The sequence below is a fragment of the Pedobacter sp. NJ-S-72 genome (assembly GCF_053890575.1).
Genome location: NZ_CM132681.1, coordinates 2,422,489 through 2,448,018, shown reverse-complemented (window position 1 = coordinate 2,448,018; position 25,530 = coordinate 2,422,489). Strand labels below are relative to the sequence as shown.

Below are 25,530 nucleotides of genomic sequence, written 5' to 3'. Positions count from 1 at the left end.
CGTAGAAGATTTTTTTCTTTACTTCAACGAAGAATTTACAGGAAATCTGATCCATTGGACCCCTTTGAAATACGGTTAGCAATAACTAACGGTAACCCATAGCCTGAAGATTAAACAATTCTGCATAACGGCCGTTTTTATCCAGCAACTGCTGATGACTACCTATTTCTACTAATTCTCCTTTTTCCAGCACAAGGATTCTGTCAGCCATTCTTACCGTAGAAAAGCGGTGAGAAATCAATACTGCTGATTTTCCATGTGTAAGCTCCGAAAAACGCTGAAAGACCTCATACTCAGCCCTGGCATCTAATGCGGCAGTTGGTTCATCGAGAATCAGTAATTGTGAATCTTTCATATAAGCTCTTGCCAAGGCTACTTTCTGCCATTCTCCACCAGAAAGCTCCACACCTTCAGAAAATCTTTTACCCAGCATCTGATCATAGTGTCCCGGTAGTAGTTTTTCTGCAAGCTGATCTGCGAGACTTTGATGTGCTGCTGATCTGATCAAAGGATCATTACCTTTCTCTTTGATGTTTCCAACCGCTATATTTTGTGAAAAGCTCATTTGATAACGGATATAATCCTGAAAAATAATTCCAAGGTTCATCCTTAAATCAGCAAGATCATATGCTTTCAAATCGATTCCATCCAATAAAATACGCCCCTCAGTTGGATCATATAAGCGTGCAAGTAATTTGACTAACGTAGTTTTTCCTGCACCGTTTTCGCCTACTAAAGCCAGTTTTTCACCAGGGAACAAAGTAAAACTCAAATGTCTGTTTGCCCATCGCTCAGAATTCAGGTAACGGAAGCCTACATCCTCAAAAGTAAAACCTGTTTGAATAGGTCTTGGGAAGGGGATAGGTATTGCAGCAGTTGTAATTTTTGGATTGATCTCAAAAAACTCAAAGAAATCACGCAGGTAAATAGCACCTTGTGATACCGCCGTGAAACGCGTCAGGATTCCTTCCAGTAAAGTCCTTAACTGTCTGAATGAACCTGCAAGAAAAGTCAGCTCGCCAATGGTTACTTTTCCTGAAACTGCATCCAGAATAATGACTACATAAGCACCGTAATATCCGGCTGTGCCTAGCATAGCAAAAAATACACCCCAGGCGGAACGTTGTATAGCCAGTTTTTTATTCGCATTATAAAACCTGTCTGATAAAACCGAGAACCGGTCAATTACAAAACCAGAAAGATTAAATATTTTGATTTCTTTAGCCGTTTCGTCACTGGCCCCTAAAAAGCGCAGATAATCCAATTCTCTTCGCTCAGGTGTTTGTCCTCTTGTTAAAGCGTAACTCTGATCATTAAAATAAGATTCTCCCAGAAAAGAAGGGAGGATAGCTACAAATAAAAGCAAGATTAACCAGGGATTAAATACAATTAGTCCTGCTGCCAGAAAACCCATTGTAATCAGGTCCTGTAACTGGCTCATTACTTGTGAAAGTAAAATTGTACGGCCTACAGTTTGCTGGCGGGCACGTTCCAGTTTATCATAAAATATAGAATCCTCAAACTGATCCAGATCTAAAGTGGCTGCATGAGCCATAATCTGTACCGAAGTATGTTTAGAAAAAAGATCTCCAAGCAAACTGTCGAGCAATGAAATCGCCCTGCTTAGTAAATCGGAACTTATTGCTAATGCAAATTCCAGTGCAATAAGCTCCCAGAGATAAGTTAAGTCGTGGTTTTGAGGGGGGGTGCTGAATAGGATAATCTGATCAATAATCAGTTTACCGACAAATAACATAGCCAGAGGAGTCGCAGATCGTGCTATCCGCAATAGCAGATTAGAAATCATCATGCGTGGGCTTGTCTGCCACACCATTTTAAAGAATGCAGGCAGATTTCCCAGCGCAGCCATTCTTTCTTTTATAGTTAAACTGTCTTTTTTAGAATTTTGCAAAGAAGATTTATTGAACAACCTGTTTGTCGCCATGTTTACAAAAATACGTAAACTCTTCGAACAGTGTGGCATCTTCATCAGCTTTCAGTCCTTCATGCGGAATCGCATAGTATTTTCCGTTAATCTGGTGGCCTTCGTCAGTTTTCTCTATCTCCAGGTTTAAAAAACCATGCTGCATTGTACAGGCATTTTCTAAAGTAACTGTATCGAAAAGTTCACTCTTATTGGTATACATGACGTCATCACTCTCCATTAACCAATGCAGTTCATCAAATCCACCTGCACCACAAACAATAAAAGGAACGGTTTTTCCATTAGCATAGGTTTTGTTAAAACGCTGGTAGTTATGTACATGTCCGCTTAGTACAAGATCTGGAATCACCCCAGCCTCTTCAAAACATGATTCCATAAAATTAATCATTGGCAAACTTGAACTATGGTTAAAATCTGCTGAATATGGGGCATGGTGTACGCAAACAATGATTGCTTTATCAGCATGTTCAGTAGCCGCCTGTTTAAGTTCTTCAATAAACCAGATCTTCTGTTCTTCGGTAATTACCCCAAATTTAGGGACGTTACTATGCAGTCCTATAATATTTGCTAATGGAGTTTGTAAGGTCCAGTAGACATGAGGCTGTATTCCGCTCATACGATTTAGTTTTGTGCCAAAAGGAACCAGTCTTGGAACCTTTCCACAGAATACACTCGTAAACGGATAAAGACTCGAATAGGGAGTTTTAGTATTTGGATTGACATCACTGTCATGATTGCCGGCAATGGCATAAATTGGAGAAGGATAATCCTTATAGGGCGTGAAAAACTGGCGCTCATATTGATCTGCTTCGCCAAAATGATAAACGATATCACCGACATGATAAAGAAATAAAGGCTGATCGGCAGGGTTTTTAGCCTGATGATATTGTTTGCCCATTTCCTCTGCAATAAGCTTTTGGAAAGTAGGGGATTTTAAACCTCCGGTATCACCTGCAACCTGAAACACCATTTTATGAGGATCAGGTAAAGATATTTCTGGTTTTAACCGGTATGGATATGCTCCAAATGGCTCAGGCAGCGGCTGAAATTTATAGTTGTCGTCTGGTTGGTTTAATTTGAATAAGGGTGTTTTTTTTTTTTTTCTGATAACATGCTTATCTATGCGTTTTTAATCAGGATAGCCTCGAGCACATTCGCTGCATCATCGCATTTGTCGGTAGCCATCTCCAGCGTCTGGAGAATCTCTTTTTGCTTGATGAGCTCTATAGCGTCTGTTTCTGAGATAAACAAACGGGCAATGGCAGTGTTGCAAAGAAAATCTGCCTGGCTCTCTCCTTTATTAATTCTTAAACAAACATCAGCAATAATTTTGGTATTCTTGAAATTACGGAGCTCCATTATCGCTAATTCCAGATCTTTGGACATTTCTGTGATTAACTTGGCAAGATGTACAATTTCCTGACTGAAAACAGTGATTTTGTAGAGTTCAATATTCAGAGATGTTGCATATATATAATCCGCAACATCATCCAGCGCACTAACTAAAGCATGGCATGGATATCTTCTCTGTCGAACGGAGTGATAAAATTCTTGCTGAGTTCCAGGAAAATCGAATGCGTAATATCATCCCCGGCCTGTTCCAGTCTTTCGGTTTCTCTGAAATGAGCAATACGCTTTTCATCATCTTCAGTGGTTACAGTAAGTAACAAGCTATTTGATATCTTAACCAGATTTTTAGCATCCTGCTCAAACAAGGGCTGGAATTTTTTATCTTTTGGACTGAAGAAGTTAAATACAGAATTCATAGGAATGGGGTTTCTGTAAAAATAAACAGGTAATGTTAAGTCTTCATCAAATCTGTATGAGATTAGCTATCAGGCAATCAATTTCCGTAAATCAGTTTCAGGGATGAGCGTAGGGTCTTTAAATTGTTTATTCAATAACCCTCTCCGAATCTTGATCGTTCGGGTAGTGGTGACGATTGTCGCACCGGATTTGTTATAGCTATGGGAAATGTAAGATCCGACATTAGGGTCAAACAGCTCGATTCTAAAGAGTATTCGTGGAAAATGAAAATAGGTAGCGGCACGGTGTAAAGGTAAATTAACAGTTTGGTAATGTGTAATTATCATTCTGTTAATGATAGTTTTAAGTTAACATAGATTTAATATTGGAATAGAGTATCCTTTAAGAAAATTGTAAGATGTTTAAACAGATTGGATTAAATATGATTTTTTTATGATTATCGTGCTCTTCAATGTAGAACAATCCCTACATTTGCGCCACTCAAATAAAAAAAATGGCAAATCATAAAGACGTCAATAAGCTAACCGCGGCAGGTTTATTAATTAGCTTAGGGATTATTTACGGAGATATAGGTACTTCTCCACTCTATGTTTTTAAAGCAATTATTGGCGACAGGTTAATTACTGCAGACTTGATATTAGGAGGTTTATCCTGTATTTTCTGGACATTAACACTTCAAACAACTATAAAATACGTAATCATAACGCTTCAGGCAGACAATAAAGGTGAGGGTGGTATTTTCTCTTTATACTCATTGGTTAAACGTAAAGCAAAATGGCTCATTATTCCAGCAATGATTGGCGGTGCAGCACTTTTAGCTGATGGAATTATGACCCCTGCGGTAACAGTTTCTTCAGCAATTGAAGGATTAGGGATCATTTACAAGGATCTGCCAACAGTGCCGATCGTTATTCTGATCATTACTTTTCTTTTTGGTATTCAGCAATTCGGAACCTCATTTATAGGTAAAGCATTTGGCCCGATTATGTGGATCTGGTTTACTATGATTGCTGTTTTAGGTGCCGTTTATGTAATGCAGTTCCCTGAAATTCTAAAAGCAATCAACCCTTATTATGCTTACCATATCCTGACTACTAATCCAGAAGCATTCCTGATTATCGGAGCAGTATTCTTATGTACTACAGGAGCTGAGGCACTTTATTCTGATCTTGGTCACTGCGGACGTTCAAATATCCGTGTGAGCTGGGTATATGTTAAAATCTGTTTGATTTTAAACTATATGGGGCAGGGTGTATGGTTATGGCAATTGCAGGGGAAACATTTAGGAGAAATTAATCCTTTCTTCCATATAATGCCAGACTGGTTCTTAATCTATGGTATTCTGATTGCAACTGTAGCTGCTGCTGTAGCTAGCCAGGCGTTGATTTCAGGTTCATTTACGCTTATTTCAGAAGCGGTAAGATTAAATTTATGGCCTAAAGTTAAAATCAATTACCCAAGTAATTCAAAAGGACAATTATATGTGCCTTCAATGAACTGGGTATTATTTATCGGTTGTATCCTGGTTGTCCTGATTTTCCAGAAATCAGAACATATGGAAGCAGCGTACGGTTTATCAATTACCGTAGCGATGCTGATGACTACCATTTTAGTGTCAATTTTCCTGATGCGCAAAAAGGTTCCGATGTACCTGATTGTGATATTCTTAACTATTTACGGTGTGATTGAGTTGACTTTCCTTGCAGGTAATGCAGTGAAAATACTACATGGAGGATGGTTTACGCTGATACTTGGTATGTCCCTTTTCTCTATTATGTGGGCATGGTCAAACGGCAGAAGAATCAGAAACCGCTATATGCGCTTTGTAGATATAGAAAAGTACTTCCCGATTATCAGTAAGATCAGTGAAGATGACACTATACCTAAATATGCTTCGCAGCTTGTTTACCTGACCAGTGCCAATTTTAATTTTGAGATTGAGTCTTCGATTATGTATTCTATTATTCAGAAGCATCCAAAAAGAGCTGATGTATATTGGTTACTGCACGTTGATGTGACCGACGAGCCTTTTACAATGGAATATAAAGTTGAACAGTTAGTGGATAAAAAACTGATCAGAATAGATTTCCGTCTTGGGTTCCGTGTAGAACAACGTGTGAACGTACTGTTTAGAAAAGTAGTAGAAGAGATGGTTAAAAATGGTGAAATTGATATCACCAGTAAATATGCTTCCTTAAAAGAACATAATATAGCAGGAGATTTCAGATTTGTTGTGTGATTGAGAAAGTACTTTCGAACGCTAACAGTCTTCGTTTTATTGAGCGTTTCACAATGGCTTATTATACCATCCTTAAAACGTTTAGTGTACCGGAAGAAAGAGGGTTTGGTCTTGACTTAAGCTTTGTAGCAGTAGAAAAGGTTCCTCTGATAGTTGATATACCAACTGACTTTTATTTAAAAAGGCTGGATTAATCCTTCTTGCCAAAATCTGACGGCCTGATATTAGTAAGCTGAAAAAATGCTTTGCTAAAGGCCGCCAGACTATTATATCCGGTTAAATAGGCAATTTCTGTTGTGCTTTTATCGCCCAGCATAATGAATTCTATAGCCTTTACGGTTCTTAATAATTTAAGATACTGTAAGAAAGAGATGCTCATGGTGGATTGAAATAAGCGGGATAAGGTTCGTTCTCCCATTCCAAAACGGCTGGCCAGGTTTTCGAGAGTCAGGGGCTGCGCAAAATTCTGAGAGAGGTAGAGCACAATCGGTCTTAACCTTGAATTAGATGTTGTAGGCAATGCAATCGGGAATGATTTAGTGCTTAACTGAGGCAGGATATCCTTGATCGCTGCCAGGAAATGATAACCTGGATCTTTCTTTTCAACTGTCCCCGTCCAGTTCTCAGCAAAAACAAGCATCTCAAATAACAGGCTGTTTACTGGATAAATTCCAAGTTTTTGATAAAAAGGGTCTAAATGATCATCTTCCGTATAAAAATATAAGTTATGGGTAACCGTAGCTGCATTTCTTACATTAAGGTAATGTTCCCGCCCTCCCGGAATCCATACATAATGTCTTGCTGGTATAATATAAGTCTTGTTTTCAATATAAATATAGGCAATACCACCCTCTACATAAGTAAGCTGACCTTTGGTATGGGAGTGTTTAGGCAAGCTGCGCTCTAATTTCTCATGTACAATAAATATGCTTTTAGGCTTAAAATCAATGTTTTTAAGATAGGCTCCTGTGTCTAATAGTGGCATTGGCTGGAATGGACAAATATTTGGTAATAATAGATAAAATTACAAGTATTTCATAGCTGTAATTTTGTATCATTCTTAAAGACATGTACTACAATAATAAAAAAACTCGTTATGCTTTGCTGCGCTATTTTCCTGTTCAACACGGTTAATGCCCAGCAAACAGCCAAAATCTCAATGACTCTCAACCAGATCTGGGAAAAAGTAACAGCAAATAATAGAAACATCCAAATGCAGGATCTTAGCGTCAAAAGAACTGTTGAAGGTATAAAGGATGCTAAAGCGGAGCGTCTTCCCGAAATTTCTGCCGAAGGCGAATATGCAAAAGTCAGTAATCTTCCAATCTATGAAAACGGACTATTTCATTCTCCAACTCAGTTTGAAGTGGTGCATACCTCCTATAAATTTGGTGGCAGCGCATACTTGAATCTGTATAACGGTAATAAAACCAATATTAAAATTGCTGAAGAAAAGAAAGAAAATGAGATCGCTATTGAACAGCGAAACCTGACTACTGCTGAAATGAAACTAAGAGCTACAGCTTACTTTCTTGATCTTCAGAGAAGTAATATCTTCAAAGCATTGTTATTAAAAGATATCAGTGATCAGGAAAAACAGCTGGAAGAAATCAAACAGTTGTTAAAGAACGGAGTTGTATTAAAGAGCGATGTGCTTAGGGTCACTTTGAAATTATCCAGACAAAAAATGGCACTGGTTCAATTGAACAATGATTTAACTATTGCGAACCAAAAGCTGAATATTCTGACCGGATTACCGGATGAAACTGTGATAGAACCTGCGGATGATGCAAAAGCTGACTTACCAGTATTGAAACCTTACACTAGTTATTTGTCTGATGCAATGTCCCATTCCTTTGCTTTCAAGATCTCTGAAAAAGAGACTGAATTGCGTAAGCTGGAATTGAAAAACGTGAAAGCAAATGTGTCATTTAAGTTGGGATTGTTCGCAACCTACTCTTATTCGTATCCGCAGATATTTATCTATCCCTATTCAATTGCATTATATGGTTTGGGTATGGCTGGTGTCAAAGCTAGTTTCCCGATTTCGGCCTTTTATCACAATACACATAAGGCGAGAGCAGCAGAACTCAAATATCAGCAACAGGAAGTAGAACATTCAGATACTGAGGATAAAATCAGACAGGAAGTGAATGAAGCTTATCTGAGATACCAGGAATCACTGACACGCATTGATGTGGCTAAAGAAAATATCACCCAGGCTACAGAGAATTTAAGGATTGTAAATAATACTTATTTCAATCAGCTGGCATTGGTGACAGATTTACTGGATGCAGATACACAGTTACTTCAAACTCGTTTCGATTACGCTGCGGCAAGAATCGCAGCTCAATTACAATTTTATCAATTACAAAAGGCAATAGGTAACCTCTAGAATGAAAACAAAGAATAATTACACGAATACTGATCAGCTGATAACTAAAATAACGGCTTGGATAGCTGGAATCATTGCTGTAGGACTTGCTGTCTGGGGAATTATATCCCTGGTTCAGCTTTACAATTATGAAGATACTAACGATGCGCAGATAGAGGAATACATTAACCCGGTTACTTCCCGTGTGGGAGGTTTTATCAGGGAGATTAAATACGAAGAGAACGAGGAAGTTAAAAAGGGAGATACGCTGCTGATCATTGATAACAGTGAATATCAATTACAGCAAGAAGAAGCTGAGGCTGCACTTTCTAATGCACAAGCACAAATTAATGTGTTGGAAAGCAATGTTTTGACAACATCTAAAGTTTCTCAGGCAAGTCAATCTCAAATTGCTTCTGCAAAAGCAAAATTGGTGAAACAACAACAGGATTACGATAGGTACTCCAAATTATTTAAAGTAGAATCAGCTACACAGCAGCAATTGGAAAATAGCAAGGCAGCCCTGGATGTGGCTACTTCAGAATATCAGGCAGCTCAGGAGAACTATCAGGCATCTTTATCAAAAGTAAATGATATCAGATCACAAAAAGGAGTTTACGAAGCAGAAATTAAACGTCGTAAAGCTTTGTTAAGCAGAGGGAAACTGGATGTGAGTTATACCATAATACGTGCGCCTTATAATGGGAAAATGGGCAGAAGGACAATTCAGGAAGGACAACAGATCCAGACCGGGCAAACACTTGCTTATATCGTAGATCAGGAAGCTGGTAAATGGGTGATTGCTAATTTCAAGGAAACACAGATTGCCAAGATGAAGATCAACGGAGCAGCAGAAATTACAGCTGATGCTTTTCCTGGTAAAACATTTAAAGGAGCAATAGTGTCTCTGTCTCCTGCAACAGGAGCAAGGTTCTCTTTGCTTCCTCCGGATAATTCTACGGGTAATTTTGTGAAAATTGTGCAGCGTATACCTGTTAAAATTAAACTGACAGAAAGTAAAGAAGTAGTGGATCAGTTGCGTGCAGGTATGAACGTAAATGTAAAAATAAGTAAAGACTAATGAGTTTAGCTTTGCCTGTATTTAAATCTTGGGTACCTGTATGGTTAATCAGGGCGACCATATATTTCTGGTGATTTTTCCTGGTCTTCTACTGTTCGGACTATCTACGGCCAGCGGGCCAGGAGCGGCAGGATATTATGGTATTGAGCCAGCTGATGTCCAATATTCTATGGTTGTTTTTTATGCAGCAGTAGCTGGATTCTTTGCTTTGGAAAGAAGATTTTTCATCTTCATCGCAACCAGAGAATACTTTATACTGAGCATTGTTATTCAAATGGCTACAGCATATGTCTGTTTTCATACGCAGAACTTATATATTTTACTGGTTTTTAGATTTCTTCAGGGGATGTCTAATTGTATGTCGACCAGTATTTGTATTACCCTTATTTTTGGAAGCCTGTATAATGAAAGAGCCAGAGAAATTGGTTACTCTATATTTTACTGTCTGCTGCTTTGTATTACTCCAATATCGACTATCATTACGGCTCCTATATTAGACGCATTTGATTATAATGTTTTATACAAGTTTATCATTTTTGCTTATATCCCCGGTGGTATTTTGTTGCTGGTGATTATGAATAATATCAGGCTGAACAAGAAAATGCCGCTTTATCAATTGGATTTTTACAGTTTTATCATTTATTCTTCTGTCCTGTGTTTATTAGGATATACATTGGTATATGGACAACAATATTACTGGCTACAGGATCCGCGAATCGTATGGAGTTTATCCGGTACTGTAGTACTCATAGGATTACACATTTTTCGTCAGCTCCATCTGAGACGTCCATATTTAAACCTCGATGTATTTAAACACAGAAACTTTAATGTAGGGATGTTTATGATCTTTATACTTTATCTGATCCGCGGTGCTTTAGGGATTGTTTCTATTTATTTTGCTGTGATCTTAGGAATGGATCCTATACATATAGGGTATATTATGGCAGCGAATATCGTTGGTATTGTTATCAGTGTTTTGATCTCGTCCCGCCTGATTATCATGAAAAGACCAATACGTCTGGTTTGGCTATATGGTTTTGTCTTATTGCTGATTTTCCATGTCTGGATGTGGTTTCTATTTACCACACAAGCTGATCCGTCAACTTATGTGATCCCTTTAATTATACAAGGAATGGGAGCGGGGATGCTGATGACACCTATTATTGTTTTTGCGATTTCTTCGGTACCTGAACATTTGGGGAGCTCAGCGTCAGCTACAGGTGTGTTTTTTTCGTTTTACCGGATTTTGCAGCAGTATCGCATTAATCAATTACTTTCAGCTTCAGCAGAAAAATAATCACATTAACCGTTTTCAGGAACACCTGAGCGGGCTGAACACAGTTGTGTCAGAACGATTGACTCAATATGCCGGTGCGCTGACTAATAAAGGTATGGCACCAGATCAGGCAGCTAAGGTAGCCAGAGGTTTACTGAGCAGAACTGTAGACAGCCAGGCACAGTTGAGAGCAATGATGGATTATTACCTGCTAATTAGTATAGTGCTGGTCGTGGTTTTGCTGGTTATTGCTTTATTCCCTAAACTGAACAGAACAAAAATTGACTTGAAATCTAATCAGCCGTCTCCTGCAGTTTATTAAACAGGCTTAATTATGTTCTTCCATATGGCGGGAGATCAGGTACGGATAATCTTCTGTTTTTCGTCTTCATTGTCATCTCTCTGGCCACTGCCGTGATCTGTTTTCGAGTTTTTATCATACAATGGATCATTATTTTTTGTCATTGTATTGTCAGAATGATTGTTTTTAGCCTTCTTTAGCTGATCTTTTAATCCTTCCACATGATTTAGATTTTCAATAGCAGGAAGCTCAGATCCTTCACGGTGTTCGGTAACACTATTATAGCCCGATAGGGTGTGTTTTTGTAGATTATTTAAGTTAAATAGCTGTAAATCAGTTATTTTAAGTTTTTAAAGTTTATTCTTCTTTTTCATCGCTTATGAGTTTGCTGAATTACAGTATCTTCAACAATACCTCATAGAAATGGTTTTAAATATACATCCGGACATATTAAAACCCAATTATCGTTCGTTAATGATTTGGAAGAAAACAAACAATTATTAACTTAACTTAAGCTTTAAGCTCAAAATCAAATTTAATTAACAAAATATCATGGAAAAATTCGCAAAATTAAAAGAGTTAATCGCCGGAGTTGAGGCAGACGCAGACAAGTTTTACAATTCAGGTAACGGTGCTGCCGGTACTAGAGTGCGTAAAGCAATGCAAGATTTAAAAACACTTGCTCAGGACATTCGTACTGAAGTAACTGAAAAGAAAAACAGCGACAAATAATTATATACAGTCTTTGCGCAAGCAGACTTTATAAAAGAAGCCGGATCATTTATAATGGGCCGGCTTCTTCTTTTAATAGGATTTCTGTAAAATCGGTCTACTTTTTTAGTGCTAGCACATTATCTTCTCCCGGATTAAACTCGTTCTCGGTCTTCGCAATAACTATCGTCGCTACCCCGTTTCCAATAATATTTGTGATCGCACGGGCTTCACTCATAAACTTGTCTACACCTAACAGGAATGCCAGTCCCTCTACAGGGATCTCTTATGGATTGCGGTAAGCGTAGAAGCCAATACGATGAAGCCGCTGCCAGTCACGCCCGCAGCACCTTTAGAAGTAAGCATCAGTATGCCTATTATACTTAACATCTCCGGAAATGATAAATGAACGTTATACAATTGAGCTAAAAAGATAATAGCCATTGATAAATAGATTGATGTACCATCCAGATTGAAAGAATAACCAGTAGGGATAACCAAACCAACAACAGATTTACTGCATCCCAGTTGCTCCAGCTTTTTCATAATAGAAGGCAGGGCCGATTCTGATGAAGAAGTTCCTAAGACGAGTAGTAGTTCTTCTTTAATATATTTCAGAAAACTAAGGATACTTAAATTGAAATACCGCATAATTGAACCCAGAATAATGAAAATAAACAAAGCCATGGTCAGATAAACTGTACCCATTAGTTTAGCCAGAGGAATCAGCGTTTGTAAGCCAAATTTACCAATTGTATAAGCCATTCCTCCAAAAGCACCTAAAAGGAGCAAGATACATCACATATTTTAAACCAGTAAAAACAATCTTTGATGCCTTACCCAATACACCGATAACAGCCTGCCTTTTTGAATAAAAATTGAGGGCAACACCTACAGTAATAGCAACAACTAATACCTGTAAAGTCAGATTAGACATGAAAAACTTGCCCCAGTCAAAACCAGCGCCAGACTCTGCAGCCTTAGTATACTTTGATGGATCTTGTATATTAAGTCCTGACCGGTCAATATGTCCAGGTCTGATTACATAAGCAACAAATATCCCTATGGCAAGTGCGAACGTGGTCACCACTTCGAAATATAGCAGAGATTTAACACCGATACGTCCTACTTTTTTCAGATCGCCCATACCGCTGATCCCTAAAACTATAGTCAGAAAGATAATGGGCGCTATGAATAGTTTGATAATATCCACAAAGGTTTTACCAAAGATTTCCATTTTAATTGCCAGCGCAGGATTCAAAGTTCCCAGCACAACACCAGCTATATAATTGCGATTAGAACCCAGAAAGTGAGGTTAGTAAATAATCTTTTCATCAAACTTCTGTTCTGCGTTTTAATAGGTGCGTTTAAAGTAATTTCCATATTGAAGGTTTAAAAATAATGTTTTATTAATCAATTGATATATGATACATCAGCACGTACATCATTTTTCTGCTGATTGCTGTAATTTGTCCATCTGGCTGTGCCATAAATATGGGTCTGCTCTGTGCATTAAAGACAAATTTTGAAGCATGACCTTTCAGCAGGAGGCTGACACCCACATCATAAGTAATCATTGGATCTGCAAATCTTTCAAAATTGGAATATTGGATTCCTAAAGCTGGCAATAACTGAGCACCTTTCTTCTTCTGATTAAAATAGGGGAGCAGAAAGCCGGTTTGAGCACTGAAACTATTACCTGTACCAATAACAGGATAGCCATTTCCAGAACCATTAAATGATGCTTTGCTGGGGTCTAAACCATTTGCGGGATTACCAATTGCAAGTACCTTGTATAATTCGGTCCAAAATCATGGTGGTGGTAAACTGCATAAAAAGTGAAAGCTGTTCCTTTTTCTTTATTAAGCGGGGTATCATAAAAAATATCTGCCGCAAATTGTTTAAGATTATCAGAAATAGTGTCTTTAGCCAGGTTTTTATGCCATAGTGCATCCTTCTGGATTTCAAAACCAGCTCCTATATTCAGTACTTTCTTTTTGCCCAGATAAGCTCCCGGCGATTGGGCCATGACATTGCTTTCCTTATCAAAAAATTGCCATTTGATATAGCCTGACCAATTTGGTTTGATAACCTTAGTATTAAAAACTGCAATATTTTCTAAAGGAGCTGTACCTCCGGTATTATATGGTGTGGCGTAAGCAAAGCGATAATCTAATTTTCCAACTGCACCTTTGACAAATAAACCTAGTTTCCGTTGCGTAATATCTGTTCTGTTAATGTCCCCCAGATTGATTAATGGGGTTTCATACATCAGGGTTTTAGTGTATCCGTGGCATACCGGGAAAGACCTGTCCAGGATGAACGTCCCCCTCCAACAGAGATATAGCTGTTGATTTTATAATCCACATAACCATCCAGAAAATCTACATAAGTATCTGTTTTAGTTAGATTATTGACGTTAGTTGGCCCTAATTGAAGAACCAGCATCAGATTGTCTACTGGCATAGCTGTAACTTTTAATCTTACTCTTCGTAAAGAAACATCAGTTATAGAGCCGACTTGAGAATCATTGATTTTACTACCGGGATTGAGCTGTGTATTTCTTAACCACACCTGTAAATAGCCACCAAACTTCACATAATGGGTTTTTTCTTTGTTCAGAAAAATGTTGAGGGGATCGGCTGGCGGGTCTTGGTTTTGTGCCTGCACAATTGCTGGCATTACAGACATAAAGCCTAACAGGTAATGATAGAGTCTCATATTAAATATTTGGTTTGTAATCAGCTAAGAGGGAACAGCTGATTTTTTTTTACCCCATTATTTTGAAAAATAATAGATTAAAATTTAATCTGAAGACTCATGTAATAATTCATGCCGTTGAAGCCGAATTGGTTAGCTGTCCGGCTATAAGGAATTTGTCCGCCAAAAGATAGATTGGTATTGAGCGCATTGATCTCTTTTATTTCATCAGGATAAATATTAAAGAGATTATTGCAGCCAGCTGTGACTGTAAATTTCTTGCCTAACCTGCAGGATAATTGAAGATCAGTAATCACTTTACTGCTAAAAGTCTGATCAAAAACCGGGTCATTTTCCCAGGCAGCTACTTGTCCGAAATAGGTATTGCGGAGCAGGAAGTTAAAAGCATTAAGCTGGTAAATAAATGATAATATCATTTTGTTGTTTGGCTGGGCTTTTTCAATAATACCAATATCAATGCGGGGAAGTAAAATAGAGCCTGGTATATTACCTCCTCCTGAAAGGGGTAGGTTAGCCACTCTCATTTTGACTCTGGTCTGGTTAAAAGAAGCAGTTCCATTAATGGTCAGCCGAATGTAGATTGTCAAAAACTACTGCGTAATTAGCGGTGAGTTCAATACCTTTTGTATAAGTGTTTAATGCATTAATGAAAAACTGTATATCCGTAACACCTGCATTAGCCAGTATTGGTTTTAATGCTGTTATAGAACTATCTAATCTGCCAGAAACAACGATCCTGTTCCGAATAGGGATATAGTAGAAATCGGCGGAGAAAGAAAATGAAGAGTTAATACTTCCAGCAATCCCCGCACTTAGATTAAGTGAAGTTTCTGGTCTGAGTTTCGGCACACCTAACTGCAGTAAAACAGGACTGCCATTGCGGAAATGTTGTACAAGGTGAACGTCAGACTGTCCATTTTTTTGAAAGAACTGAAATTGCTGCTGCTCATAATATACTTGCTGTAATGACGGAGCCCTGAAATTCCGGCTCAGTGAACTCCTTATGGCAAACCGTTCACTTAATTTGTGTCTTATGGCTATTTTACCAGAAAGATTACCGCCAAAATCACGTAACGCTCATATCTGGCAGCTGCAGAGAGCAACGTTTTCGTTGACAGATCTATATTTGACTCGGCATATACCCCAATATTAGCCCGATACTTATTCAGCACTTCTTCCGGCTGAAAGCCTGGTCTTCCATTGGTTCCAGGAAGTTTTAATAATGAAGCAGGTGTGCCAGCCGGATTTGCATCCAGATAAGAAGCTTCATCCCCGCTAATAATCTGATAGTTTTCAAGACGGGATTCAGCGCCAGCTGCAAAAGTTATACCTGTAGCTAGCTTCTTTGAAAAATCGATATTCAGAATTCCCTGTTGCAGCATTGTGCCTCCGGTGCTAAAAACTAAAGGAGAAAACTCGCCCATGGAAGCATTAACCGTATTGACTGCTTCACTATTCAATTTATTATATCCGTAAATGGCACTGAAATCCATGTTCCAGTTATCCGTACTTACTTTTTTAATACCTGCGGCTAAAGATCTGTTCGATAAAACTGCGGGAAATTCAAATTCAGCAGATAGCCTTCCGGGAAAAGTACTGATGAGGCAGGATAGAAATTTGGGAAACGGTAAAACCCGAATGTTACGGCTCTTCTTCGTGAAAAACCGCCAAACGAATAAAATTTCCATTCCTTGTTTAAAGGAGTTTCCATATTGAACCACATGGATATATTCTTGAATTCTGCATCACCATATTGGCCTTGTCTGCGTTTAAATCCTTTTTCATTAACCAATAGATCGTCTCTGCGTTTATTCTCGTTAAGTTTGTCGGTAGGGGTAGGAAAAGCAATATTGCTTAGTTTGGAAGTGTCGCTAATCGTATTATAAACCAATCCTGTATAGTCTCTGGCACGGTTGGTAGCCTGTTGATATTGATAATTAAGCGTGAAATTTATGAATCCTTTACCTGCACTAAGGGGCAAACCGTAGCTTAAATTATTTTGAGTGTAAATTCCATCACCTTTTAGTGTTTGTCCAAGCTGGGTAGTGTAAAGGCCTCCAGGGTCTTTCTTTAAGACGATATTTATAATACCTGCAATTGCATCAGAACCATATTGCGCTGCAGCACCGTCCCTCAATATTTCTATTCTTTCAATCATAGCTGCCGGAATAGCACTTAAATCTGTGCCTGCAGTTCCTTTTCCAATCGTATTGTTCAGGTTTAATGCAGAGATATTATGCCTTCTTTTACCGTTTACTAAAACCAGGAGCTGATCGGGGCCCATTCCGCGAATGGTTGATTGCTCTGCATATGAAGCTACATTGTTAATTCCATATTTTGAAGAGTTGAAAGAAGAAGACGTATAGTGAAGCATTTGAGCCAGCTCTGGCTGACCCGTTTGTGTAAGGGTATGCTGGTTAAAAATGTCTACTGGCAATGCTGTTTGCAGTTTTGTACGAGGCATTCTGGCGTGGGAGCCTAAAATAGCAACCTCATCCAGATTCATAATGACAGGCTTTATTTCGGGTTTTAAAAGAGGCACGCCAGCTTTGATAATATATTGACTATCAGAAACTTTTTAAAAGATAGATTTAAAGGAGATAATAAGCTGTTTAATATCAAATCCAGATTTGGATTGTCTAAACGTTTATAGTTCGATAATTTCGCTTCATTGATCAAACCGGCATCATAAACAAAACTGACCTTAAACCTGTTGGAAAGAAAATCCAGTTCGCTGGAGAGCGTTTGGTTCGGGATTATGATTTTATGCTGTCCATGTACATCTTCAATGAAAATATTAAGGAGAGCAAACAGGATAATGCCTGTTATATATAAATTAACTCCCGATATAAACTTCCCTGCCATTCTTTTTTACTGTAGTATTCAGCAAAGCCGCCAAAGTCTGAATTAAAACAGCTTCATTTTTAAGTTCTAGTGTGCCAGAAATTTCTTTTTCAATGATTGATCTGTCTTTAATTAAGTATTTTCTGCCATAATATGCTGATAATCTGTCGCATACTTCGGATAGTGCAGTTTTTTTTTTTTGAAATATATCTGCCATCAATCCACGAGGTAAGTTGTTCTTCTATCCCCGGCTTTTTTGCTGTAGGCTTTTTCCCCTTTTCTACAAACAGCATATTCGCCTGGTGACATGGTAAGGGACTGATCCTGTAATTTTAAAGCGACTTTTCCACTTACCAAAGTAACCAACGTACTATCAGTTCGGCTGTCTACATTAAATACCGTTCCTAAAACATTTACATCTGTAAGATTTGCATGTACTGTAAATGGCACCGGCAATTGATTTTGAGGCTCAATATGTTTAATTTGAAAATGAGCTTCACCAGTTAGCCAAACCTGCCGGTCCTGTTTATCCCATTTTTCAGGATATTTAACTGAGCTGTTCGCGTTCAGTATTACTGTAGAACTATCAGGTAATAACAGTGTTTTTGTTTGGCCATATGGGACTGATACAGTCAGCAAAGCCATATTTTCGGATTTTTTTGCTATATAAAAGAATAACCCAGTGCCAATAACCAATCCTGTAAGAATTGCTGCTATTTTGAAGAAAGAGAAGTTGTTTTTGGCAACTACCGGATATTCGGTTCTTTGGCCGGCAATTGTACTCTCTATCCTATTTTTAAGACTTTCATAAAACTCCTCCTTTAAAGGATCTTTCCCTAAAGAAAGTAAATCAATGATTTCTTTAGCTTCATTTATTTTTTCCAGGCAAGATGGATTATCGTGAATCCACTTTTCCCAGAATAAAACAGCTTGCGGATCAGAGGCTTTCACATAGTTAGTGAAACTCTCGTCGTTTACAAAATCAGCTGTTGTATATTCCTGGTATGACATTTTTATCGATTATAATTTATAAGAGGATATTCATGAAGTAATTACCCCATGTATCCAAAGTAAAAATAGAATAAGAAGATGTTTTTGTCTCAGCCCGTCTATTGCCCTGCCCATTAATTTATAACAGCCCTTGATACTGATATTTAAAAGTGAAGCAATCTCTTTAAAACTCAATTCCTGATAATAACGTAAATGTATCAGTTCTTTTTGTTTTGGCGAAAGTGTTTCTAGCATTGCCAGAACCTTTACGGCTGTAGATTTATGGCTTTCCTTTAATATAAATTCAGATTCAACAGAATTATAAAATGAAAAATCGCTTAATATTTCTTCTTCGTTGTCTATAAAATCAGTGCGTACATTTTTTTGCTGTGTTTTTAATTTATGAATAATAGTCGTTCTTACCGATTTGATCAGATAACTCTTTAAAGAATACCTGATCTCAAATTTAGTCCTATTTGTCCAGATCCATACAAAAACATCATGAATACTGTCTTCGATTATTTGTATATCATCTGTAAGACGCATGCCATAACCAGTAAGGGTTTTTGCAAACTTATTATATAGCGCGTCAAAAGCGTGTTTGTTATTTTGTTTAATCTGATTAACCAATTCGGCATCATCAAGCAAGGACATGGCATTATTCCTAATATTTGCCTGCATAAAAATTATATAAAAGAATTGGTTAGTTACTGCTCGTAAAAATAGGAATTTATCTTTAACTATCCTTTGGCAACAGTCTTAAAAGGATATACACTAACCTCACGAAATGATGCAGCAGACGGTGATCCTAAAACTGGAAGTTATCAGGATATAGTGATGGGAGTAATTATAGCCAATAATGGCGGTACTGATTTGCTTTAAGCGTGTGGGGGGAGTCAATAATCTATTAATTTATAGCGTAAGCATAACTTACGCTATAAATTAAGGTTTTGGACGATGTGTCCTCATATAGTTGTCTACAGAATAGGGACCTGAGCCTACTATCCAAAACAGAACAAGCAAAAGCAATACTATAATTGACAGCCATAATTCTGAATTTAAAAAAGAGAATCCTTTGGAAATATTTACAAAGAAGATTGCTCCTAAAAGGATAGGGATCTGGATCACAGCCGCAAAACGTGTCACCAGTCCAATAAGAATCAGCAAACCACCAACCAGATGGGCAAAAGCGACGGTATGTAATACTGCAACTGCCATTAACCCTGAAAATCCTAGTGTGTTGTGTTGTATGATCCATTCCTTCTGCTGGACTCCGGTATCACTGACGAATGCAATACCTTTACTTAAAATCAATAAACCGAGCCCAATGCGGACTACGTCGAGCCACTTGGTGTGATGAATATCACCCCAGTGCTCTATTTTTTGAACCATGTTCATATAACCTCCTTTTTAAGATAGATTGATTTGGTTATATTAAGTTAAGGATAAAAAATATTTAAACTGCAAATAATTGTATACTAATTATTTGCAGTTTAAAATCTATGCGATAATCAGCTCATGGTTAATGAAAGCACCAGCAGCACTGCCAGCTGCAACAGAACCTGCAACAGATCTCATGGCTTCAGTACAGTCTCCGGCAGCATAAATTCCCGGTATACTGGTTTTTTTTAAGTTATCGATCTTAATTAATCCTTTTGGATCTGTTTCGCAACCCATTGACTGAGGAATTGTACAATGCTGAGTAAATGGTGGCCTGGTATATAAAAATCATTTTTTTTTGATATGTTCCATCTTCAAACCGAATACTATTTAGCTGACCTGCTACATGTTCTATACTAGCTATTTGTTTGGTAACAACAGTCACATTCATTGCATTGATTTGATCTTCCTCATCTGAACTAAACTGGATTTTTCCGTTGGTGAAAACGGTGAGATCTTTTGTCAGGTTTAAGATCAGTTTACTGAAATGAAAGGTTGTGTCATCATTTGATAAAATTCCTGTAGGCTGTCCTTTATATTCATAACCATGGCAATATGGACAATGAATTACTGAAATACCCCAGCAAGATGCAATACCATGGATTTCTGGAAGAAGATCTTTTAATCCTGTGGTAAAAAGGAGTTTTTTTGCCCTGAGTTTCATACCTCCAGCCGTTAAAACTGTGAAATTATTATTTTCACCCGTGACCTGTAAAACTTTGTCATCCAAAAAACTGACAGTTGGATAAACTAAAACCTGGTCTTTGGCAGTTTTTGCAATTTGTGCAGGGCTAAAGCCATCCTGTGTGTAATAAAATTATGAGAGTGTGGAGTCTGCTGGTTACAGGGTAAGCCACTATCTATGATTAATGTTTTTCTGATGGCTCTGCCCAGGGACATAGCTGCTGCTAGTCCACTATAACTGCCTCCAATTATAATAACTTCAAATTCTTTGTTTTCCATTTTTTATAATTTATTAATTCCTATCCCTTTACTGAAAGAGAACCATGCGAAATTTTTAATATCATTTCTTGCTACAGATCCTGTGGTAGAAGAAAGGATAGTGGTGGTTATTATTCCACTTAAAAACAGTGTTATCCAGGCCAGAGTGATATCTGGACTAATGATTTTCCGATTTTGAAGTTCCAGGATAATTGATGTTGTTTTACTAAAAGTATCATCGTAGGCAGCACAATCTTTATCATCTTTTTGATGCTGATGATCTTGCTGCTGATGTAATTTGTGTAAAAATGAGTACTTTGATCCGCAGTCTATACTTGCATATAAAATCTGCTCTAACTGGATCATCAGTGGATTTTCAGAACTATTAATTGCATTGGTGATATTGGCTTTGCAGTTTTCCTGCATCTCCAGCTGGCAAGCTTTGAGTAAGTCATTTCTGTCAGTGAAGTATCTATGAAGTGTTCTCCTGGTAACTTCAGACCGCTCAGCTACTTTTTCAAGCGAGCTCGAATAGTCATCATTGAAGATTTCTATCGCAGTATCAATAATTTTTTGTTTTGTATTTTTCATAAGGTATCGCAATAATAGGAATAATTTCTCAAATCTGAGACATTACGATATAATATTTAATAAAATAATATGGGCTTTTTGTATGTGGTTATCTAAAAGCAGGTACTTAGTAATACTGGCTGGATTGTGTAGGGTTGTGGCTAGGTTTGAATTACACCTGAACCGGCCTGAGGCACTTCAATACCGGTTCAGCCCTAGCCACAACCCCTCTAGCGCCCTTACCAGAACTAGTCTTTTGAAATCGTAATTAACAAGAAATTATGGGAGGTAATCGAGTATTTTTCCAGCAGCTCATTTTCTTTATAAGGCTTTACGAGGTAATCATTCAAGCCGGAAGAGATATAATTTTGATGTGATTCAGGAGAAATCTGACCAGTAATAGCAATAATTGGAGTCCTGCATTTTTTTGCATCAGGGTTGGAACGGATTTTTTTTGTTAGCTCTAGTCCATCCATTCCTGGCATTTCAATATCTGTTAATATCATATCATAATGACGCGTATCAAATGCTTTTAAGGCATCTTCACCATTAGTGGCTGTATCAAAACTAATATCCAGTTTGTTAAATATCATTTTAATAACCAGTAAATTCATATTCGCATCATCAACAACCAGCAAATGAATATTCTTAAAACGATCTGCTTGTAAAGCCAAACCTGCTTTGTCTGCTAAATTTTCAGTAGCCTGTTCAGCAATAGGATAAGGGATTTCCAGGAAAAAGGTTGATCCTTTACCTAAAGTACTTTGTACTGTTATTTTTCCATGATGAAGATCTACCATTTTTGCAAATTGGTAATCCCAATCCAGAGCCTTTTTGCCAGTCCATACGTTTATTATTGATGACCTGCGAAAATTCATCGAAAATAAAAGGTAGTTCTTTCTCGGAAATTCCAATTCCGGAATCACTTACCTCTACGTATAACTGAACATGGCCGGTTTCTGTTCTCTTTGCGCTTACACTGACAAGAACCTCTCCTTTATCTGTGAATTTAATTGCGTTGGCAATCAGGTTGACCATGATTTGTTTAAGACGATAAGGGTCCCCTGTTACCAGTAAATCTGGCGCGTCTTTTTGATTTAAGATCAACTTTAATCCTTTCTGATTTGCCAGTACAGCAGTAGCTGCAACTATTTCATGCAAAATACTTTTATAAAGAAAAGGTGTTTTTGAAAGAGATAATTTCCCGGTTTCTAAACGTGAGAAATCAAGTATTTCATTTACAGCAGACAATAACATGGAAGATGAAGTTTCCAGTAAATTTGCCATAGCTCCTTGTTGTTCTGAGTTTAATGGAGTAGCTTTTAGTTGTTCTGTTGCTCCCAGGATTGCATTGAGAGGAGTACGCATCTCATGGCTTATACTGGTGAAAAATCTCGATTTAACAATTACTTGTTCGGAAGCTAGCTTATTTGCCTGGACAATCTTATTATAGGCACGATACAGTGTAATCAATAATGAGATAATAATCACAATGGAAAACACATTAATCAGGAAATTAATTTTTCCAGAAACATCTATAACTTCCAGAGAATGCAGCGTTTTGTCTCTTAGTAACCTCTTCCTGGTTTGCTGTAACTGGTGTTCCCTGTCACTAAACTCATGGAACATTACTTTGATGTTTTCCAGGATCTGCTCATTCAATTTTAAAATTGACCGTTCATTCTCAGTCAGGAGTTTATGGTTCCCTCTCTGATTCTGAAAAATATTTCTATAGAATTTTTCTATATCATCTATCTGTTTTTTACTGTAAAGGTTATCACTTTCAGAAGCTTCCAGGACAGGACATAGTTTCTGTTTTACTGGTTTTTGCCGTATCCTTTTTATCCTCTTTATTTAGTATAGCACTCTTTAAACGTTGAAAGAACTTTGTTTTTTTAACTTCCGGAGCGGGCCCGATGACTTCAGTTTTTATGATTTTCTTAACGACAGGTCTTGGGGATGGTTTAAATAAAGATGCAGGAGCAGAGATTTTTGAAGTATTTACCAGTAAATTAACAGACATCAACGAGTCTGTCATTTTTTTTATCCTGGTATATAATAAAATCTGTTTATCCCTTTTGGCTATGTCATTCGAAATATCTGTTGAAACCTTATTAAGGTCTTCTTTTGAAAAACTTTCCAGTAGTGCAGATACGTTTTTTATCCCTTTACTGTAATTGATGAAATATTGTTTTTTTTTCCCCATAAAGAGGTATACATCCTGAAATTATTTTCAGCTTCCTGCAATCCCATGTTAATGGTATCCAGTTTATAGAGCTTCTCATTATTTGCATCCCTTTGCAGACTTGTGATCTGAAGTGTTTTTTGTTCAGTATATAAGGTGAAGGATGTTCTTAGCAGCAATACAATAAAGAATGCAATAATTACCAGAATTGCTATAAAGGAGACTTGCTTATTCTTCATTTTGTTTCTTTCATTCGTATTTAAAGGTTTTCTATGCTCAAACAGGTTTGCATGTTAATGACATTGCAGAAATAGCATATTAAGGGTGTAAATGTAGGGGAAAATTTTGTTAGATAAATATATTACCTTGGCAGCTTATGTCAGACTTTCGTTTAGAAGTGTTTTATACCGTTGCCAGACGCCTTAGTTTTACTAAAGCTGCAGCTGCATTATTCATCACGCAACCTGCTGTTACTAAGCATATTAATGAATTGGAACAGCAATACGATAACAAATTGTTTGAGCGTAAAGGCAATAAAATACAGTTAACCCCGGCAGGAGAACTGTTACTGAAACATACTGAATCTTTGTTTGATATCTATCGGAATATCGATTTTGATATGAAACTTGTCCATAAAAAAGAAGGTATTCTGTATCTTGGAGCCAGTACTACGATTTCTCAATATGTAATAGCACCGATACTTGCAGGGTTCAGAAACAAATTCAAAGCCATCGAAATTAATTTGATTAATGGTAATACTGAACAAATAGAGAAAGCCTTGCTGGAGAAGGAAATACAGCTGGGTATTATAGAGGGAAGGTCTAAACATCAGGAAATTAGTTATACAGAGTTTATCAGAGATGAAATTGTTCTGGTATGCGGTAAGGATCATCCTTTGGCTAAAAAAACTGAGCTGAGTAAAGAGCTGCTTCAGGAAAATTCTTTTGTGATGCGTGAGCAGGGCTCTGGAACACTGGAAGTCATTGATTATGCTTTGAAGGAAATAGGGATGAGGGTATCCGATCTTAAAGTAGAAATTCAGCTGGGAAGTACTGAAAGTATCAAATCATATTTAATGCATTCTAATTGCCTGGCCTTTATATCTATTCATGCTTTGACAAATGAATTGCAGCGCGGCACATTAAGAGTGATTGACGTAGCCGGATTAAATATAGAACGTAATTTCTATTTCATTCATCTTCAGGGTAAACCAGATGGTTTATCAGATGTTTTTTTACGTCATGCACGATTAACTCATAACCTCAGGTAATGGCGGATTAATTTTATCAATTTGACCTGCCTGGTCATTTGGGACATCTTTGCACAACAAAACACAAAGATTATGCAAATGAGCCTGATAACCCGTCAAATTATATTTATCCTTGCCGCACTATGTTGCCTTTTTCCATTGATGTCTCCGCCATTGGCATTATTGCTGGGATTGGTCATCGCCCAGATCATGGAACATCCTTTTCTTCATTTAAACCATAAAGCAACTAACTGGCTGTTAAAATTAGCAGTGATTGGGCTGGGTTTCGGTATGAATTTGTCCTTTGCACTAAAAGCTGGTAAAGAAGGTTTCCTGTTTACAATAGCCTCTATTTTTGGTGTGCTTACACTGGGTTTTATCTTGGTAAAGTATTCAAAATTGAGCGTAAAACTTCTTTTTTGATTTCTTCTGGTACCGCTATTTGTGGAGGAAGTGCAATTGCTGCTTTATCTCCGGTTATGAAAGCCGGTGAAAAAGAGATTTCAGCTGCACTGGGTATTGTATTTATTCTGAATTCGGCAGCTTTATTTATATTTCCGGGTATCGGTCATGCTTTAAATTTGTCTCAAAGTCAGTTTGGTATATGGTGTGCGATTGCTATTCATGACACAAGTTCGGTAGTTGGTGCAGCCAGTAAATATGGAGAACAAGCATTACAAATTGCTACCACAGTTAAATTAGCACGTGCATTATGGATCATTCCGGTGGCTTTTGGAACTGCTTTTCTTTTTAAAACAGATCAGAAAAAAATTAAAATTCCTTATTTCATAGGCTTGTTTGTTTTGGCAATGTTAGCCAATACTTATTTGCCAGCGATCAAACCCTTCGCACCATATTTAGTCAGTATATTGCTAAAGTAGGGTTGACTTTGACG

39 protein-coding genes are annotated in these 25,530 nt (G+C 37.5%); 11 read left to right on the top strand and 28 right to left on the bottom strand.

Annotated features, from left to right (window positions below; genetic code table 11):
- Positions 1 to 85 precede the first annotated feature (85 nt).
- From ACWYN3_RS16395 to ACWYN3_RS16375, 5 genes are all read right to left on the bottom strand, one after another.
- Entirely contained in the window at positions 86 to 1,984 is a 1,899-nt protein-coding gene (locus ACWYN3_RS16395) for an ABC transporter ATP-binding protein (RefSeq protein ID WP_456222095.1), read from the bottom strand.
- On the bottom strand, positions 1,920 to 2,915 hold the full coding sequence (locus ACWYN3_RS16390) for a metallophosphoesterase family protein (RefSeq protein WP_456222094.1): 996 nt from the start codon (positions 2,913 to 2,915) through the stop codon (positions 1,920 to 1,922). The genes ACWYN3_RS16395 and ACWYN3_RS16390 overlap by 65 nt, the downstream gene beginning before the upstream one ends.
- Before the next feature lie 149 nt (positions 2,916 to 3,064).
- Complete coding sequence (locus ACWYN3_RS16385) at positions 3,065 to 3,397, bottom strand: DUF47 domain-containing protein (protein ID WP_456223041.1); 333 nt, start codon at positions 3,395 to 3,397, stop codon at positions 3,065 to 3,067.
- Positions 3,398 to 3,447: 50 nt separating this feature from the next.
- On the bottom strand, positions 3,448 to 3,711 hold the full coding sequence (locus ACWYN3_RS16380; RefSeq protein WP_456222093.1) for a DUF47 domain-containing protein: 264 nt from the start codon (positions 3,709 to 3,711) through the stop codon (positions 3,448 to 3,450).
- A gap of 69 nt (positions 3,712 to 3,780) precedes the next feature.
- A complete protein-coding gene (locus ACWYN3_RS16375) occupies positions 3,781 to 4,038 on the bottom strand; it encodes a hypothetical protein (RefSeq protein ID WP_456222092.1) in 258 nt (85 codons plus the stop codon).
- Between the two features lie 167 nt (positions 4,039 to 4,205).
- Here ACWYN3_RS16375 and ACWYN3_RS16370 point away from each other — a divergent pair, with 167 nt between their 5' ends.
- Both ACWYN3_RS16370 and ACWYN3_RS16365 read left to right on the top strand, forming a co-directional pair.
- Complete coding sequence (locus tag ACWYN3_RS16370) at positions 4,206 to 5,951, top strand: KUP/HAK/KT family potassium transporter (RefSeq protein ID WP_456222091.1); 1,746 nt, start codon at positions 4,206 to 4,208, stop codon at positions 5,949 to 5,951.
- Complete coding sequence (locus tag ACWYN3_RS16365; protein WP_456222090.1) at positions 5,948 to 6,145, top strand: hypothetical protein; 198 nt, start codon at positions 5,948 to 5,950, stop codon at positions 6,143 to 6,145. The genes ACWYN3_RS16370 and ACWYN3_RS16365 overlap by 4 nt, the downstream gene beginning before the upstream one ends.
- Here the strand turns inward: ACWYN3_RS16365 and ACWYN3_RS16360 are convergent.
- The gene (locus ACWYN3_RS16360; protein WP_456222089.1) at positions 6,142 to 6,936 is read right to left on the bottom strand and encodes a helix-turn-helix domain-containing protein; all 795 of its coding nucleotides are present in this window, start codon (positions 6,934 to 6,936) and stop codon (positions 6,142 to 6,144) included. The genes ACWYN3_RS16365 and ACWYN3_RS16360 overlap by 4 nt on opposite strands.
- A 174-nt stretch (positions 6,937 to 7,110) precedes the next feature.
- Here ACWYN3_RS16360 and ACWYN3_RS16355 point away from each other — a divergent pair, with 174 nt between their 5' ends.
- The 4 genes from ACWYN3_RS16355 to ACWYN3_RS16340 are packed head-to-tail and all read left to right on the top strand — an operon-like array spanning position 7,111 to position 11,004.
- Positions 7,111 to 8,346 carry a TolC family protein gene (locus ACWYN3_RS16355; RefSeq protein ID WP_456222088.1) on the top strand — a complete coding sequence of 412 codons (1,236 nt, stop codon included), beginning with the start codon at positions 7,111 to 7,113 and terminating at the stop codon, positions 8,344 to 8,346.
- A gap of 1 nt (position 8,347) precedes the next feature.
- Positions 8,348 to 9,406, top strand: a complete 1,059-nt coding sequence (locus ACWYN3_RS16350; RefSeq protein ID WP_456222087.1) for an HlyD family secretion protein — start codon at positions 8,348 to 8,350, stop codon at positions 9,404 to 9,406.
- 40 nt (positions 9,407 to 9,446) lie between these two features.
- Positions 9,447 to 10,703: an MFS transporter gene (locus tag ACWYN3_RS16345; RefSeq protein ID WP_456222086.1), complete on the top strand. Its 1,257-nt coding sequence runs from the start codon at positions 9,447 to 9,449 to the stop codon at positions 10,701 to 10,703.
- A gap of 46 nt (positions 10,704 to 10,749) precedes the next feature.
- The gene (locus tag ACWYN3_RS16340; RefSeq protein ID WP_456222085.1) at positions 10,750 to 11,004 is read left to right on the top strand and encodes a hypothetical protein; all 255 of its coding nucleotides are present in this window, start codon (positions 10,750 to 10,752) and stop codon (positions 11,002 to 11,004) included.
- A 35-nt stretch (positions 11,005 to 11,039) separates the two neighbouring features.
- Here ACWYN3_RS16340 and ACWYN3_RS16335 read toward each other — a convergent pair whose 3' ends face one another.
- Complete coding sequence (locus tag ACWYN3_RS16335; protein WP_456222084.1) at positions 11,040 to 11,204, bottom strand: hypothetical protein; 165 nt, start codon at positions 11,202 to 11,204, stop codon at positions 11,040 to 11,042.
- Between the two features lie 331 nt (positions 11,205 to 11,535).
- Between ACWYN3_RS16335 and ACWYN3_RS16330 the strand changes: the two genes are divergently transcribed.
- Positions 11,536 to 11,715 (top strand): histone H1, encoded by a 180-nt coding sequence (locus ACWYN3_RS16330; protein ID WP_068396067.1) that lies wholly within the window; start codon positions 11,536 to 11,538, stop codon positions 11,713 to 11,715.
- A 252-nt stretch (positions 11,716 to 11,967) separates the two neighbouring features.
- Here ACWYN3_RS16330 and ACWYN3_RS16325 read toward each other — a convergent pair whose 3' ends face one another.
- The 12 genes from ACWYN3_RS16325 to ACWYN3_RS16270 all read right to left on the bottom strand — a co-directional run bounded on the left by ACWYN3_RS16325 (position 11,968) and on the right by ACWYN3_RS16270 (position 18,930).
- Positions 11,968 to 12,459 carry a cation:dicarboxylate symporter family transporter gene (locus tag ACWYN3_RS16325; protein WP_456222083.1) on the bottom strand — a complete coding sequence of 164 codons (492 nt, stop codon included), beginning with the start codon at positions 12,457 to 12,459 and terminating at the stop codon, positions 11,968 to 11,970.
- Positions 12,440 to 12,967, bottom strand: a complete 528-nt coding sequence (locus ACWYN3_RS16320) for a cation:dicarboxylate symporter family transporter (RefSeq protein WP_456222082.1) — start codon at positions 12,965 to 12,967, stop codon at positions 12,440 to 12,442. The genes ACWYN3_RS16325 and ACWYN3_RS16320 overlap by 20 nt, the downstream gene beginning before the upstream one ends.
- Before the next feature lie 136 nt (positions 12,968 to 13,103).
- Complete coding sequence (locus ACWYN3_RS16315) at positions 13,104 to 13,322, bottom strand: hypothetical protein (protein WP_456222081.1); 219 nt, start codon at positions 13,320 to 13,322, stop codon at positions 13,104 to 13,106.
- A gap of 128 nt (positions 13,323 to 13,450) precedes the next feature.
- The gene (locus ACWYN3_RS16310) at positions 13,451 to 13,966 is read right to left on the bottom strand and encodes a hypothetical protein (protein WP_456222080.1); all 516 of its coding nucleotides are present in this window, start codon (positions 13,964 to 13,966) and stop codon (positions 13,451 to 13,453) included.
- Positions 13,966 to 14,415 carry a hypothetical protein gene (locus tag ACWYN3_RS16305; protein WP_456222079.1) on the bottom strand — a complete coding sequence of 150 codons (450 nt, stop codon included), beginning with the start codon at positions 14,413 to 14,415 and terminating at the stop codon, positions 13,966 to 13,968. Before ACWYN3_RS16305 ends, ACWYN3_RS16310 begins: the two co-directional genes overlap by 1 nt.
- Positions 14,416 to 14,492: 77 nt before the next feature.
- A complete protein-coding gene (locus ACWYN3_RS16300; RefSeq protein WP_456222078.1) occupies positions 14,493 to 14,939 on the bottom strand; it encodes a hypothetical protein in 447 nt (148 codons plus the stop codon).
- A gap of 34 nt (positions 14,940 to 14,973) precedes the next feature.
- Entirely contained in the window at positions 14,974 to 15,420 is a 447-nt protein-coding gene (locus ACWYN3_RS16295) for a TonB-dependent receptor domain-containing protein (protein ID WP_456223040.1), read from the bottom strand.
- A gap of 32 nt (positions 15,421 to 15,452) precedes the next feature.
- Entirely contained in the window at positions 15,453 to 15,908 is a 456-nt protein-coding gene (locus ACWYN3_RS16290) for a hypothetical protein (RefSeq protein WP_456222077.1), read from the bottom strand.
- Positions 15,909 to 15,946: 38 nt separating this feature from the next.
- The gene (locus tag ACWYN3_RS16285; RefSeq protein WP_456222076.1) at positions 15,947 to 16,921 is read right to left on the bottom strand and encodes a TonB-dependent receptor plug domain-containing protein; all 975 of its coding nucleotides are present in this window, start codon (positions 16,919 to 16,921) and stop codon (positions 15,947 to 15,949) included.
- A gap of 330 nt (positions 16,922 to 17,251) precedes the next feature.
- Positions 17,252 to 17,476 (bottom strand): hypothetical protein, encoded by a 225-nt coding sequence (locus ACWYN3_RS16280; protein ID WP_456222075.1) that lies wholly within the window; start codon positions 17,474 to 17,476, stop codon positions 17,252 to 17,254.
- Entirely contained in the window at positions 17,476 to 18,270 is a 795-nt protein-coding gene (locus ACWYN3_RS16275) for a FecR family protein (RefSeq protein ID WP_456222074.1), read from the bottom strand. Before ACWYN3_RS16275 ends, ACWYN3_RS16280 begins: the two co-directional genes overlap by 1 nt.
- A 30-nt stretch (positions 18,271 to 18,300) precedes the next feature.
- Positions 18,301 to 18,930 (bottom strand): RNA polymerase sigma factor, encoded by a 630-nt coding sequence (locus ACWYN3_RS16270; RefSeq protein ID WP_456222073.1) that lies wholly within the window; start codon positions 18,928 to 18,930, stop codon positions 18,301 to 18,303.
- Positions 18,931 to 18,996: 66 nt separating this feature from the next.
- On the opposite strand from ACWYN3_RS16270, the gene ACWYN3_RS16265 reads away from it, so the two are divergent.
- Positions 18,997 to 19,131, top strand: coding sequence for a hypothetical protein (locus tag ACWYN3_RS16265; RefSeq protein WP_456222072.1), 135 nt, complete (start codon positions 18,997 to 18,999; stop codon positions 19,129 to 19,131).
- Positions 19,132 to 19,191: 60 nt separating this feature from the next.
- Here ACWYN3_RS16265 and ACWYN3_RS16260 read toward each other — a convergent pair whose 3' ends face one another.
- From ACWYN3_RS16260 to ACWYN3_RS16220, 9 genes are all read right to left on the bottom strand, one after another.
- Entirely contained in the window at positions 19,192 to 19,647 is a 456-nt protein-coding gene (locus ACWYN3_RS16260) for a DoxX family protein (protein WP_456222071.1), read from the bottom strand.
- Between the two features lie 102 nt (positions 19,648 to 19,749).
- Positions 19,750 to 19,926, bottom strand: coding sequence for an FAD-dependent oxidoreductase (locus ACWYN3_RS16255; RefSeq protein WP_456222070.1), 177 nt, complete (start codon positions 19,924 to 19,926; stop codon positions 19,750 to 19,752).
- Positions 19,892 to 20,419, bottom strand: a complete 528-nt coding sequence (locus ACWYN3_RS16250; protein WP_456222069.1) for a hypothetical protein — start codon at positions 20,417 to 20,419, stop codon at positions 19,892 to 19,894. Before ACWYN3_RS16250 ends, ACWYN3_RS16255 begins: the two co-directional genes overlap by 35 nt.
- Positions 20,420 to 20,439: 20 nt before the next feature.
- Positions 20,440 to 20,652 carry a hypothetical protein gene (locus ACWYN3_RS16245; protein ID WP_456222068.1) on the bottom strand — a complete coding sequence of 71 codons (213 nt, stop codon included), beginning with the start codon at positions 20,650 to 20,652 and terminating at the stop codon, positions 20,440 to 20,442.
- Positions 20,653 to 20,655: 3 nt separating this feature from the next.
- Positions 20,656 to 21,222 carry a TetR/AcrR family transcriptional regulator gene (locus ACWYN3_RS16240; protein ID WP_456222067.1) on the bottom strand — a complete coding sequence of 189 codons (567 nt, stop codon included), beginning with the start codon at positions 21,220 to 21,222 and terminating at the stop codon, positions 20,656 to 20,658.
- Between the two features lie 227 nt (positions 21,223 to 21,449).
- Entirely contained in the window at positions 21,450 to 22,001 is a 552-nt protein-coding gene (locus tag ACWYN3_RS16235) for a response regulator (RefSeq protein WP_456222066.1), read from the bottom strand.
- A complete protein-coding gene (locus ACWYN3_RS16230; RefSeq protein ID WP_456222065.1) occupies positions 21,952 to 22,863 on the bottom strand; it encodes a sensor histidine kinase in 912 nt (303 codons plus the stop codon). The genes ACWYN3_RS16235 and ACWYN3_RS16230 overlap by 50 nt, the downstream gene beginning before the upstream one ends.
- 121 nt (positions 22,864 to 22,984) lie before the next feature.
- The gene (locus ACWYN3_RS16225) at positions 22,985 to 23,407 is read right to left on the bottom strand and encodes a hypothetical protein (protein WP_456222064.1); all 423 of its coding nucleotides are present in this window, start codon (positions 23,405 to 23,407) and stop codon (positions 22,985 to 22,987) included.
- Positions 23,362 to 23,625 (bottom strand): hypothetical protein, encoded by a 264-nt coding sequence (locus ACWYN3_RS16220; RefSeq protein ID WP_456222063.1) that lies wholly within the window; start codon positions 23,623 to 23,625, stop codon positions 23,362 to 23,364. Before ACWYN3_RS16220 ends, ACWYN3_RS16225 begins: the two co-directional genes overlap by 46 nt.
- Before the next feature lie 137 nt (positions 23,626 to 23,762).
- Between ACWYN3_RS16220 and ACWYN3_RS16215 the strand changes: the two genes are divergently transcribed.
- The 3 genes from ACWYN3_RS16215 to ACWYN3_RS16205 are packed head-to-tail and all read left to right on the top strand — an operon-like array spanning position 23,763 to position 25,516.
- Positions 23,763 to 24,656, top strand: a complete 894-nt coding sequence (locus ACWYN3_RS16215) for a LysR family transcriptional regulator (protein WP_456222062.1) — start codon at positions 23,763 to 23,765, stop codon at positions 24,654 to 24,656.
- A 21-nt stretch (positions 24,657 to 24,677) separates the two neighbouring features.
- Positions 24,678 to 25,058 carry a hypothetical protein gene (locus tag ACWYN3_RS16210; RefSeq protein ID WP_456222061.1) on the top strand — a complete coding sequence of 127 codons (381 nt, stop codon included), beginning with the start codon at positions 24,678 to 24,680 and terminating at the stop codon, positions 25,056 to 25,058.
- Positions 25,055 to 25,516, top strand: coding sequence for a YeiH family protein (locus ACWYN3_RS16205; protein ID WP_456222060.1), 462 nt, complete (start codon positions 25,055 to 25,057; stop codon positions 25,514 to 25,516). The genes ACWYN3_RS16210 and ACWYN3_RS16205 overlap by 4 nt, the downstream gene beginning before the upstream one ends.
- The last annotated feature ends 14 nt before the right edge of the window (positions 25,517 to 25,530 follow it).

Excerpts from the sequence above, each read along its gene's own strand:
- ACWYN3_RS16395 (WP_456222095.1), bottom strand. The coding sequence starts at position 1,984 with ATGCCACACTGTTCGAAGAGTTTACGTATTTTTGTAAACATGGCGACA.
- ACWYN3_RS16390 (WP_456222094.1), bottom strand. The coding sequence starts at position 2,915 with ATGGTGTTTCAGGTTGCAGGTGATACCGGAGGTTTAAAATCCCCTACT.
- ACWYN3_RS16380 (WP_456222093.1), bottom strand. The coding sequence starts at position 3,711 with ATGAATTCTGTATTTAACTTCTTCAGTCCAAAAGATAAAAAATTCCAG.
- ACWYN3_RS16375 (WP_456222092.1), bottom strand. The coding sequence starts at position 4,038 with ATGATAATTACACATTACCAAACTGTTAATTTACCTTTACACCGTGCC.
- ACWYN3_RS16370 (WP_456222091.1), top strand. The coding sequence starts at position 4,206 with ATGGCAAATCATAAAGACGTCAATAAGCTAACCGCGGCAGGTTTATTA.
- ACWYN3_RS16360 (WP_456222089.1), bottom strand. The coding sequence starts at position 6,936 with ATGCCACTATTAGACACAGGAGCCTATCTTAAAAACATTGATTTTAAG.
- ACWYN3_RS16355 (WP_456222088.1), top strand. The coding sequence starts at position 7,111 with ATGACTCTCAACCAGATCTGGGAAAAAGTAACAGCAAATAATAGAAAC.
- ACWYN3_RS16350 (WP_456222087.1), top strand. The coding sequence starts at position 8,348 with ATGAAAACAAAGAATAATTACACGAATACTGATCAGCTGATAACTAAA.
- ACWYN3_RS16345 (WP_456222086.1), top strand. The coding sequence starts at position 9,447 with ATGGTTAATCAGGGCGACCATATATTTCTGGTGATTTTTCCTGGTCTT.
- ACWYN3_RS16330 (WP_068396067.1), top strand. The coding sequence starts at position 11,536 with ATGGAAAAATTCGCAAAATTAAAAGAGTTAATCGCCGGAGTTGAGGCA.
- ACWYN3_RS16325 (WP_456222083.1), bottom strand. The coding sequence starts at position 12,459 with ATGGCTTATACAATTGGTAAATTTGGCTTACAAACGCTGATTCCTCTG.
- ACWYN3_RS16310 (WP_456222080.1), bottom strand. The coding sequence starts at position 13,966 with ATGTATGAAACCCCATTAATCAATCTGGGGGACATTAACAGAACAGAT.
- ACWYN3_RS16305 (WP_456222079.1), bottom strand. The coding sequence starts at position 14,415 with ATGAGACTCTATCATTACCTGTTAGGCTTTATGTCTGTAATGCCAGCA.
- ACWYN3_RS16300 (WP_456222078.1), bottom strand. The coding sequence starts at position 14,939 with ATGAGAGTGGCTAACCTACCCCTTTCAGGAGGAGGTAATATACCAGGC.
- ACWYN3_RS16290 (WP_456222077.1), bottom strand. The coding sequence starts at position 15,908 with ATGGATTTCAGTGCCATTTACGGATATAATAAATTGAATAGTGAAGCA.
- ACWYN3_RS16285 (WP_456222076.1), bottom strand. The coding sequence starts at position 16,921 with ATGAATCTGGATGAGGTTGCTATTTTAGGCTCCCACGCCAGAATGCCT.
- ACWYN3_RS16280 (WP_456222075.1), bottom strand. The coding sequence starts at position 17,476 with ATGGCAGATATATTTCAAAAAAAAAAAACTGCACTATCCGAAGTATGC.
- ACWYN3_RS16275 (WP_456222074.1), bottom strand. The coding sequence starts at position 18,270 with ATGTCATACCAGGAATATACAACAGCTGATTTTGTAAACGACGAGAGT.
- ACWYN3_RS16270 (WP_456222073.1), bottom strand. The coding sequence starts at position 18,930 with ATGCAGGCAAATATTAGGAATAATGCCATGTCCTTGCTTGATGATGCC.
- ACWYN3_RS16260 (WP_456222071.1), bottom strand. The coding sequence starts at position 19,647 with ATGAACATGGTTCAAAAAATAGAGCACTGGGGTGATATTCATCACACC.
- ACWYN3_RS16255 (WP_456222070.1), bottom strand. The coding sequence starts at position 19,926 with ATGGGTTGCGAAACAGATCCAAAAGGATTAATTAAGATCGATAACTTA.
- ACWYN3_RS16245 (WP_456222068.1), bottom strand. The coding sequence starts at position 20,652 with ATGGAAAACAAAGAATTTGAAGTTATTATAATTGGAGGCAGTTATAGT.
- ACWYN3_RS16240 (WP_456222067.1), bottom strand. The coding sequence starts at position 21,222 with ATGAAAAATACAAAACAAAAAATTATTGATACTGCGATAGAAATCTTC.
- ACWYN3_RS16235 (WP_456222066.1), bottom strand. The coding sequence starts at position 22,001 with ATGGTAGATCTTCATCATGGAAAAATAACAGTACAAAGTACTTTAGGT.
- ACWYN3_RS16225 (WP_456222064.1), bottom strand. The coding sequence starts at position 23,407 with ATGGGGAAAAAAAAACAATATTTCATCAATTACAGTAAAGGGATAAAA.
- ACWYN3_RS16220 (WP_456222063.1), bottom strand. The coding sequence starts at position 23,625 with ATGAAGAATAAGCAAGTCTCCTTTATAGCAATTCTGGTAATTATTGCA.
- ACWYN3_RS16215 (WP_456222062.1), top strand. The coding sequence starts at position 23,763 with ATGTCAGACTTTCGTTTAGAAGTGTTTTATACCGTTGCCAGACGCCTT.